We start from the raw sequence: 11763 nt of genomic DNA, 5'->3' as shown, positions 1-11763 counted from the left end.
ATTTTATAGTTTACAGAACATGAAAAAATCACTTTTATTATTTTTTGTTGCGTGCATCAGTCTTAGCGGCTATGGCCAACAGAGCAAATCCATAACTAAAAGTATACCTACACTAGAGGAAGTATCAGGGATATGGATAAATGCCGATACTATATCTATGCCCCCCTCCATACGTAATTTCAGAGGGCAAGCACTCGTTAACCGGGATATGACCTCGGTAAGCTGGTTTACGTCAGCACCGTACAGTGGCGGCTACCATACTGGCGTTACACGTATAAATGGCAAATCCCCGCGCGCACAGTTGTTTCGCTGGTATCCATGGCAAGCGTTAAGACAAACCTCAATGCCTACTTACAAATTGAACACTTCGGTTAAAATGGTGCCTGAGAAGGATGCTATAATGTGGGAGGTGACCATTACAAACACAACAAAAAAAAGCCAGACCTATACTATCGAACAGGACTTGATAGGATTTATCAGTCAGTACCCGCAAGACGATTGGCCGTGGGGCTACCCCTATCCAACCTTGCATGGTAAAACCAATGTACGCAGCGACGAAATCACTAATGTGATAGCCAACATTGGCCTGCCAGTAAGCCACGCTAAGACGATTGCAGCTGAACCAAATAATCCGGACTTTGATTCGAGCAAGGTAGTTAAGCCTGTATGGCCGTCAGACATAGAAATTTTAAAAAGCAGCAAATATCGCGTCATTTCATCCTCTAATAGCCGGCTTATAATAGGCGATACTGAAACCGGCGCCATAACAGGTTTCGGCCTGGTAGACCCGCCGGACAATTTAACGCCCCACAATAGTGGTGGAACGGCTTACTGGAACCTGAAATTAAAACCAGGTGAAGTAAAGAAGATTAGATTTTTCATGACGTATGGGAGCAACAAAGCCTATGTAACGGCTAATCTAGATAAATGGTTAAACAGTTTTAAGACAACGTTTGCGGATATACAAATGCTGTGGAAATGGCGCTGGCAAGAGATGTTTAAGCCAAATAACAGTTTATTTTCAGGAACTTTTCCTGTTTTGGAGACAAACGATAAAGCCGTAAGCAAAGTCTACTATACAGGGCCGCTTACCGCTTTGTATCTGCTTAACACCAACCTACCTGCAAACAAGCGGGTATTTTTAACAGGCGGACCTCGTTGGGGTGCAACGGTTACCTTTTACTGGGATGCCACGTGTTGGTCAGATATCTGGGCTTTGCTGGACCCTGTATCAATGAAAGAGCAACTTAGAGGGTTTATACACATAGATCCAAGCAAATTCTTTGGACAGGATAACTATACGGGTAAAGGAGTAGGTAATGGCTATGTAGCTAATTACTGGGCTCTGTTTCAACTTATACGGTCATATATTACCATTACAAAAGATTATGCGCTTTTAGATGAGGTAATTGATGGCAAAAAAGTTATAGATCACCTTACAGACTATTCATACAATTGGAAAAAAGTGTCTATTTACGGACAGCCAGGCGCTACAGATGATATATACCGTTTGGGCGATTTTGGAAACGACCCATGGAATGTGTTGGAATGCGTACCTACGTATATCCATGTTATCCCTTCGTTTAACGCAGCCTACGTATGGATGCTGCGCGAAACCGCCAAATTCAGGGAGTATATGGGTCAACCCCAAATAGCCGCAACGCTTAACAAGGATGCTGATGAAATGAAGCAGCGTTTATTTAAGTTATATGCAGGCAATGGCATTTGGCACACTTTATTCCCTAATAATAAGAAAGTGGAAGTACGCCATATACTTGACAATATGTACTTCGGCAAATACCTAAGTAAGGATCTATCGCCCACTATGCGCAACGAGATGGTTAGTTTTATTGAAGAAGAATTGCTAACAGACACGTGGATGCGCGCCTTATCGTTAAAAGATGGTGCCGCAAAATATTCAGACAGGCCCGATCATGGCCCGCTTGGTGCTTTTGATGCGTGGCCATCAGGGACAATAGATGCTTTCGCGCAAATGGGTTATACTAATAAAGCGTTTAAGTTTTATAAAAGTGTAGCGCCTGTTACCTATGAAGGTTGCTGGTCACAGTCGCACGAACTTTGGGGCGATAACAAGTTTAATAGAAAGGCACGTGTGCGTATACCTGAAAGGGGGTGGCATAACCGTGAGTCAGTAGCCGGAATAGAGTTTTCGCAGGTATTATTGAAAGCGTTTATTGGCTTCCGCCCTGAAATTCAAGGCGGGGCGTTACAACCTACGCAAACTTTTGATTTTACCGGAAAGGTGCACCATGTTCTTTACGGTGGCAAATACTATACACTTACTTACACCGACGGAAAAACCATAATGACTGCTGAATAATTTTAACATCTTAATTTAAATACCAATGTGAACAAACAATAAATTATAAACCATTTAAACAAACATCATGAAGAAGAGAAGAATGTTAATTGCATTACTGGCTGCTGCAAGTTTATCAGCCTGTAAGAAGGATGGGCTAAAAAAAGGCTCGCCGATTGACTCCGCCCCAAAAAAAACTAACGCCATAACCTGCTCTCCGGCTACGTTTTCAAGTATTGCTACCACGTACAACACCCATTTTACGCGTGGTAATACAACTACCAGCCAGTGGACAGGTGCTGATGCGACCTACTCTATACCATTAGGCGGCGGAAAAATATTGTGGATGTTCGGGGACACTTTTGTGGGGTATGTGAATCCGCCCGACGCTACGCATCCGCACCGTTGGAGGCCTAGCTCAAGTATGAACCCCAACACTTTTATGATACAAAACACCTCGGTTACCCCGAATACGTGGATAACAGTAGTAGGAATGGGTGTCGACCCGGTATCATGGATGTGGTGGCCGCCCGCAAAAACAGGCAACGAATATCTTTCAGGTACCGCAAAAACCTGGTACTGGCCGGGAGATGCCACCATTAGTGGTGATAATCTTTACATTTATTTCACCAAATTTCAGGGAATCGCAGGTGGCGGATATTCTACCATTGGCACAGATTTGTTCACTTTCTCAGTAAGCGGACTTAACGCTTTAACAGCAACAGTATCAAATATAAATTCCACAAAAACGTCAGTATTTACAATGCCGTTGTCTGCTACTAAAGAGACGATATTTGGGACTTCGCTAATGGAAGACGGCACCAATAACTACATTTATATATCTGATAAAATTGATTACTCTCCTTATGGCTTGTGGCACGCAGCAAAAGCATACAGAGTGCCTTCATCCAATATTAACGGCACTAAGGCTTATTTCACCGGATACGGCCCAGCTCCAACTTACTCACCTGTTTATGGTAGTAGCACATTTTCAGGATCAGGAAACACAACGGGCATCATGAAAAAACTAGCAGGTGGGGTATTGTCTGACTTATTGCTTTCCCCCCAATTCAGTGTGATTAAAATAGGGTCTAAGTACCGTCTTATAACACAGGAAGATATGGGTAAGAAAATATATTCTTACGAAGCTGCAAGCCCAGTTGGACCATGGGAATGTGAAACGCTGATACACACCATATCAGACCCCAACACCAATGTCACTTATAATGCGTTTTTGCATCCACACATAAAAAATGGCGCCACAACATATCTGCTTTCATATAACCTAAACGGCAATACCTTTGCCGATGTTTATAATAACGTTGATACCTATCGTCCCAAGTTTATTTGGGTTAACATCCCATAAATTAAAAAAGGTCAAGCGTCTCTACAGGCGATGCTTGACCTTTTGAATTAAGTGTCCTGGATTAGTTGGTACTTAGCTTTTGTAATTGCAGTATCTCTTCGATGGTTTTATTTTTATTTTCTACTGCCAGCTTTGTGTGCTTTTCCTGAATAGGGTACAATATCTGTACGCATATTTTCTCTTCATCTTCAGTAAGGCCTTCCAATAAAACGCTTCTTACCATGGCCGTTCTTTCAAAACATTGTTGCAGAACCTCAAAACCTTTTTCTGTAATCTTAATCAGCTTTGATCGTTTATCGCCAGGATCGTTTCGTTGGGTAATAAACTGATCCTTGATAAGGCGATTTAAAATATCGCTGCCGGTAGACATCTCCATCATGGCATAATTAATTACCTGTGTTTTATTACTCTCGCCAATAACGTTTAACGCGGCCAGAAAAGAAAACTTCTCGATAGCAGCTAATGGCGTGTCTTTTAATGCAATACGAAGGTAAACGTTGTACGACAGATGAAGGCGGGCAATTACTTTCATAAACCGGTTGTCAGTACTCTGCGGGTCATTCCCCTTTATATGCTCTGATGCCAATGCACCAGTATCCCGTTTAGCCAATTCAAACCGGTAAAACTCCTCCAAGGTCCCGTTCGCATAAACCTTTCTAAATTCAGCCCACCGGTTAACAAGTTTTACAGTTTCTTCCATAATATTTACGCTGCAGCAGCTATCTGTATATCGTTTAACCTTTCAAAAATACTAAATTCATCACGGTTACTTTACTCTAACGGGCACAGTGGTTAAAACACACATAAAAAGCGTAATATTAAGCTATAACAACACATGCCAAAACTAACACTGCGGCAAAATTCCTGTATCATGCTTCGTAAAATGGATAAGACAACTGCTATAGTACAACCGGGTTAATTTATTACCCTTCCTCTATTGCAACAACAACTTTAAATTAATACCAAAGTTAGTAAACGAGGTATTAAAGCTTTGCGAGGTATACGGCTTGGTAATGTTTGAGTCGTAAAACAGGTTAAGGTTAAAGCGCTGGTTGATGATGTAATCAATGGAAGGGCGCAGGGTAATGTTTTTGGCTCCGGATGATACTTCGGCCGATTCTACGTCGGCGCGGTATATCAGTGTTTTGTTGTCGCGTATGGCCACGTCGAGTTTAAAGTTCACGTCGTTATTGTTCTTTTTGCTCCTGAACATGCCAAACGGAAACCTGAACTTGTTGGTGCGGTAGCCAAAGCCGAGCACAATAATCTCTTCGGCCTGCTGTGCCAGCTGGCTGTTGAGCAGGCTAAGGCTTAAGGTGCGGCTTTTGCGGTATTCAAAATTCGCTGTCATGCTATTTTTAAAACGCATATCCATGCCAAACAACGGCACAAACTGCTCAAATATAGTCACCTGCGAAAACTGGTAAAATGGCAGGAAGTCGCCATCCACATCGCGTACCACACCACTACTGCCGTTGTTTTGCAACAGCGTGGTGTAACCGTTTACGTTATACGAGGAGCGGTAACCATGCCTTATATCGAACGAATCGAACATGTTACTAAAGAAGGCTATACGGCTCAACCCGCTGTAGTTCATCTGCCAGTTAGGTATGGGTATTTTGGGGAACTGGTCTAAACTGTAGCTTGCGGCATTTTTACCCGTATAGGCTGCAAGGAATGAAGTAACCAATACATCCTGTGAGTTAGGACCATATCCGTCGGCAAACTGCGGGTTATTTTCTATCTGCCCAGACGAATTTGGGTTTTGCTGCGCCAGCCGCTCAGATACAACGGTCCGGTTATTTAAAAACTGCCTGAACACGCCTGATACATTATCAATACCGCTTTCTTTGCTAAACGCCGTAGCGAGCGATATAAACGATACACTGTAATTACCCGTAGTCACTCCGCTAAGCTCATCAAAGCCATTGCGGTTGTTAGGTGCCCCTGTATATTTATAATTTGTTTGGAAGTTGCGGTCCTGCGCACGGAAAGCGATCAGTTCTATCCGCAGGTCTTTAATCGGTTCAATGGTACCCTTCAGGCGTATATCCTCGTTAAAGGTTTTTACATACAACTGGTTTTGCAAACTATCAGTTGATAGCCAGCCGTTAGCTCCTGCCCGTGCCCGCAGATCAGCCTGGCTGCCCAATACAAAACCCAGCCCCGGAGCGCCGTAGCCTAAATCCTGGCCAAATACATCGGTTATTGGCAAATATCCTGGCAAAAAGGTACCCTCTGTACGGGTATAGGTACCGCTTATATTTTTTATACTGGTAAGTAACCCGATTAAAAAGGCTTTACCCTTGCTTTCATTATTCGGATCATTTGCCTTACGGATAAACGGAAACTTATTGTAAAGCGTAATAAAGTTCAGTGTCGGGTTTACCTGTATAGTGCGGTTGTTTTGAATACTGTTACCCACATCGTAGCTTGGGTTGCGCAATGAAAACTCCGGTTGCGACTGCCAATTAAAGTGGGTGCTGTAACGCACAATGGCTGAGGTCCAGTTCATGCCCGGTATTTTGCCAATTGGTGTAGTATAATTAAAGTTAAGCGTATGGCTATAGTTGGTTGTGCGGCCCAGGCGCATCAAGTTTTGCCACAGCGTATCGCGTTTTAAACCGTTAATACGGCCGGCGGGCTCGTCCACTACCGACAGGTTGGTAGCATCGATATCCATTTGCAGTGATTTGGATAAATTCCAGCCAATACCATACACACGCGTAATGTTAAAGTTTTTATTAAAAGTTGTGGGGATAGTACTGGTAGGTATGCCTATTGAATTAAGCGGATCATTATTTGCACGCAGCGTATTTTCTGAATAAAAACGATCAAAATTAATACTAAAGTTAAGCCTTGAGGGCAGCAGGCTAAAGTTAAACTCCTTAAACAGCGCCAGCATATTACTCTTGATGATTTTATCAAACGGCGAGTAATATTTAGGCTGATTGCTGTAGTTGTACGCCAGTGCGAAGCGATGTGTTTTTTGCAGGTCAAGCTCTGTTACATAATCGCGGTGCCGGTATTCGGTATAAGCATAGCTTAGGCTCAGGTTCTCTACGTCCCATATATGGCTTTCGGCGGCGGGGTCGGTTTTAGCCTTGTGCACGTTTGTAAAATTGATGCTTTTCCGTATGGTGTAATCTTCGGCCACGTTTTTAATTTCTTCACGCTCTTTGTCGTTCTCTGCCGCAGCAAGCCTGTCTTTCAACTCAATATCGCCCGATGCAGGATCGAATTGTGGTGTGCCTTTTTGTGTAGATACGTTAACATATGCAGGTATGTGTATGCCGGTTTTTTCCGGAAAGAATTTACCCAGTTCTACGTTTGCAGCAACATCAAGCAACTGGTTATCGCTGCGGCTGCGGTCGCTCACCTTTGAATCCAGCGAGCCAAAACCTACTGTGCTTTTAGTTCCTGATACGGTTACGTCGGCAAAATCTGCCAGCTGGGCATTAAATCTTGCCGCAGCCGCCCAGCCGCCGCGCTGGTCAAAGTCGGTAAGGCGAAGCTCATCAAACCATACCGTTCCGGTTTTGTCAAGGCCATCATCATTAGCGTTTGTTTTAAGGGGGTTGCGTATACCCAGCATAATGGTACGCAGGCGGCCGAGGTTTGGCTGCCCCTTAACCAGTACCCTTTTCCCGTTTTCGATATAGACATATGCCCGTGCCAGCGAAACATTAGGGTTAGTACGCAAAGCTTTGTCCCGCGCCAGTTTTGCCCGCGTTAACAATGCCAGTTCAAGGTCTATCTGGTTTTGGTCGGGCCATATCGCGCCGGGGTCGCGGGTACCGGCCAGCGTAATTTTTAGTGGCACTTCATACTCGTAATAGTTATCCTGGTAGTCAACCCCTAAACGTACAAAGGCACTTATGTCATTATCCACCAGCTGTTCGCCCTCGGCGTGTACAAATACCTGCAGCTTTTTGTACGAGCGCAAATCATTATAAAAAGTTTTATAAGCCGCTTTTGAGTAACCGTCTGGCAGTTTTTGTACGTATAGCGATAACGACTGCTCATTTAAACGGGTATTTGTTTTAAGGTTGTTAAAGTTACGCTGGCGCTGTATACCCGGGGGCACTACATACGGTATAGGAGTGCGGTTACCGTTTTCTTCAATGTTAACGGCCTGTATGTCTAAAGTTGCGTTATCCAGTACCGGCGTAGGGATAGAAGGGTCGGCAATCACGTTCAATACGTTCTTCTCCTGATTAAACGCACGCCACTCGCCACGTACCAGCTGCAGCGTTGCAAAACGTAATATGGCGGTATCGGCAAAATTAGTCATGAACATACGCATAAAGCGCACCGCCTTAAAATCCTGAATGTTGCCTACGGTTGATTCATACTCGGTTATGGGCACCCTGAACTGGTACCAGGTAACCGCGGTTGTAGTACCGTCTGCCAGCTTTACCTGCGACGTAACCTTATCAACTATACGGTTATTGCCCACCACCATATCCTGCGGACGGATAGATACTTTGTATTGAAAGTACTCTTCCGTTTGGCTCATGTTGTTATCCCGGTTGATATCCTCACCATCAGGCAAGGCTGTTGACGCCGAGGTGGTTACGCCCGCTTCTGATTGCGATTGCTGGGTGGTTTTAGAGTTACCCTCGGTACCGTTGAATTTAAGATAACGGTCAAGTATCCCCAGGCCCTGCTGGTTCACCTGCGTGCCCTGGTAATACTGGAAGTTATCTGATGATGGATCGGCATTTAATTCGCCGGCGGCTTGTGCGTTTAATTGCCCTGTGGCTTGCTGCAACACCGGCGCAAACTTAGTTTTCTCATCAGTGTCATTAAGCCCATCTAAACCAACGTCCTGTAAAGCACGGGCAGCAGGGTTATTATCAAATGCATTAATAACGGGCTGGAGTTTAGGAACGCGGCCCCAAATAGTCTCGTCTACTTTACTAAAATCACCATCAACCGGCAGGCCGTTCTCTAAACTTTTTCGGCCGTCTTTTAAAATATCCTCTGATATGCTGCCCAGGTTAAAATATAAATCACCGCCCGGCGCGTTAGGCTTATAGATAAACGGATCCAGCAGCCAAAATTCAATATAGCCTACGTTGAGCGATTCAAAGTCGTTTGTTTCCAGTTTGCGAAAAATCCCTCCCCAGCGATCGCGCGGATTTTGCAGGGTACCATCATTGTTTAATCCTGTTGTGGTATAATTATACTGTCCGCGTAACATAGGATAATATGCCAGGTTAAACGTTGGCATGATTAACGGCTGCCCCGTAACCGACTGCCGATATGGGAATACCTCTGTTTCCAGTACCTGCCTAACATAATGGTTTGATAGTTGCGAACGCGACACATTTAATGAGCTTGCATTATTATAAAATATCGGGTCGATATTGTAAAATGCCAGCCGTGCCCGGTTGTACCCATAACTCAAGTCAAGTGTATTGGCTTCCGGAAATAATTGCGGAGTTCCTGATATTTGCCAGTTGATGTAGCTTTTTACATCAATTACGGATTTACTGTTTTCAAAATCATCAAGGTACGATGTACCATTGCGTGAGCCTGCGTAAGTTAATACGCCTGGTGTACCTGGCAACAGCTGGGCAAATTCACCCGAAAAACTTATGCTTGATGGTGCTTTGGTAGTAATAAGCGGAAGCTTGTCTACCAGCCGTGTCAGCAGTCGCGAGTCGGATTTATAGGTACCGTCAAACCCCCAAATGGTGTTTGATATAGATTCGTCGCCTACTGCTTCATTTTGTGATATGGGCTGCTCGGTGAGGTGCATCATGGTTGCACCTAAAGCGAGTTTAGAGCTCGCCAGGTAATCAAGCCGTGTACCAAACAATGATTTTTGCTGCACCCCAAAAAGCTCGTTGTTTTCCAGCTTGATATTAATAGGCTGACCAGATGACAAAAGGGCCTGGTTGATGATGCGTATACGGCCGGCGCTGTAATCAACCGTATAGTCGCTCCCCTCGGTAAGTACCAGCGTACCGGCTGTTACCACTACTGAGCCTTGCGGAATATTTACAGCGTTGAGCAAAAACTCCGACCCTCCTTGTGAACTGTAGGTACCCTTAATAATATAGCGGTTTAAATTAGGGAAGTTTTGCTGCGCGATAGTTCGCGTGGTATCGTACAACGGTTGGTAAACAAAGGTGTCGGCCAATGTTCCTTCCGGCGGAATGATAAATTGCCGTCTTAAGTCGCTGCCGAAAGGTTCCACCGTAGGGAACATAATGCGCCCCTGTTGCGAGTCGATGGTAACGCCCTCTAAAAAGTCGAAATAACCGTCGGGCTGCCTGTCGTTCTGCTGGTTGAGGTTATCAAAACCTAAAATATTAAGCCATAACCTGTCTTTAAGGTTTTGCCCCTGCGTAGCTACCAGTTGTTCAACGTTGGTCCTGTTATCCAGCCTGGCAATCCGTAACCTGAAATCCGTAGGGCTTATCTGGAAAGCGCCTAACGAGTAAATGTTTTTCATCATCAGGTCCCACGTAGGCAGGGTGGTTTTTAACAGTTCGTTTTTTAATAATTTAGTGTATAATACCTTAGGATTATTGGGATCAACCGCTATGTCGCTTGAAAATTCGCCCACCTGGTAAGTTTGCCCATTATAAGTGTATTGATAGGCCACCGTTAATACCTCATCATTGTTCAAAGGATAATTTAACGATATATAACCCAATTGCGAATGCAGGGTATATTCTCTTTCGGTAAGTTTACGCGCATAGGTTAGCTTTACAAAGTTGTCTGTAAAATTTAGCTTGGAGGGCTGGTTGTTCGCCTGAAAAAAGTTGGCTATATCGTTGTTATTGGTTTGTCTGCCGCCTGCCGGCAACCGGCTTAGCAGGTTATTTGATTGCTGCGGAAAACCCGGACCGGCAAAACCCGCCGGCAATGCAGACCCGCCGCCCGTGGTTACCGCCACTGTGTTAAACGGCACATTTTCCGCAAGATCCAATAAGCCCACAATATCCCTTGAATCTGTGGTATTGTTGGTACGGTTGGTGGTCCAAACCTCAATTTTTGTAATGTTGATGTTTGAACTGATGATAGGTATATTCCTTAACGCGTTATTGTAATTATCACGGAAATATTTGGCCAGGAAAAAGTGCTTGTTAGCTTCGTAATCCGCCGAGGTTATCCTGAACTCATTTTGCTGCGAACCGTTGGTAATGGTTATAGTTTTGGATTGCGAACGCTGCTGCGAAAATACGTTGGTGACGTCCAATCGCCCAAATCTTAACTTAGTTTTCACCCCGAATAAGGCCTGGCTACCGGTTATTAACGAAGTATTTAAAGGCATACTTACTGTACCGGCCTCAATCTTCTGGATGATGTCGTCTTCCTTACCTGTATAATCGAGCTTTAACTGGTTATCAAACTGGAACTGCGCATCGGTATTATAATTGGTGGCAATTTTAATCCGGTCACCAATATTACCACTAACATTTAGTTGGATGCGTTGGTCAAAATTAAAGTTAAACTGGCTTCGCTGGCGCGAGTTGAATAATGGATTCTGGTTTTTGTTTACCTGCCCGGCAAATATCATTTCAGCCGAACCTTGTGGCTTAATGCTTATCTCGTTACTGCCAAATATTTTCTCAAATGTACGGCTGCGTATCTTTATACGCGGAACAAAACCTTCCTGTTGTGATTCGTAGGCGTAACTATCTGCTGATTTTTGGAAGTTTTCACGCTGGGCCTCCCGCTGGGTTATGCGCAGGTACTCCACAAACGAAATATATTGCGGCGGACGTATCGCAAAGCCGCCAACGCGCTCTACCAACATATATTGGTTGGTAACGGGATCATATTCCACGCTGCGTTCAAGATTAGGTGGATCAGATTTGAAAAAGCCTTCGCGCGAACGCTTATTTTTTGATTTGGGCACTTTTAATGGAACTACTACCTTAGCCGAGTCACCTTGCGTACCCTGTTCCTGGGCAAAAACAGCCCCGCTTCCGCTAAAAATGCAGACAACAAGCGTTATAAGAATTATCTTTTGGGTAAAAAGCTTTATCAATAGTAAAAATTAAATATCGGCCACCACTAAATTGCAACGTATTTAAAGAACAACCTGACCAGTTTC

At 44.2% G+C, this 11763-nt stretch carries 4 protein-coding genes; 2 read left to right on the top strand and 2 right to left on the bottom strand.

What is annotated here, in order from left to right; translation table 11 throughout:
* Positions 1 to 19: 19 nt before the first annotated feature.
* Together DJ568_RS12670 and DJ568_RS12665 are read left to right on the top strand one after the other, a co-directional pair.
* Positions 20 to 2341: a hypothetical protein gene (locus tag DJ568_RS12670; protein ID WP_114005649.1), complete on the top strand. Its 2322-nt coding sequence runs from the start codon at positions 20 to 22 to the stop codon at positions 2339 to 2341.
* Between the two features lie 67 nt (positions 2342 to 2408).
* Positions 2409 to 3686: a hypothetical protein gene (locus DJ568_RS12665; RefSeq protein ID WP_147238756.1), complete on the top strand. Its 1278-nt coding sequence runs from the start codon at positions 2409 to 2411 to the stop codon at positions 3684 to 3686.
* 61 nt (positions 3687 to 3747) lie between these two features.
* Here DJ568_RS12665 and DJ568_RS12660 read toward each other — a convergent pair whose 3' ends face one another.
* Positions 3748 to 4386 carry a MarR family winged helix-turn-helix transcriptional regulator gene (locus DJ568_RS12660; protein WP_114005647.1) on the bottom strand — a complete coding sequence of 213 codons (639 nt, stop codon included), beginning with the start codon at positions 4384 to 4386 and terminating at the stop codon, positions 3748 to 3750.
* Between the two features lie 234 nt (positions 4387 to 4620).
* Positions 4621 to 11697, bottom strand: coding sequence for a T9SS outer membrane translocon Sov/SprA (gene sov, locus DJ568_RS12655; RefSeq protein ID WP_114005646.1), 7077 nt, complete (start codon positions 11695 to 11697; stop codon positions 4621 to 4623).
* Between the last annotated feature and the right edge of the window lie 66 nt (positions 11698 to 11763).

The sequence above is a fragment of the Mucilaginibacter hurinus genome (assembly GCF_003324525.1).
Lineage (GTDB): Bacteria > Bacteroidota > Bacteroidia > Sphingobacteriales > Sphingobacteriaceae > Mucilaginibacter > Mucilaginibacter hurinus.
This window is presented reverse-complemented; position numbering and strand designations above follow the sequence as displayed.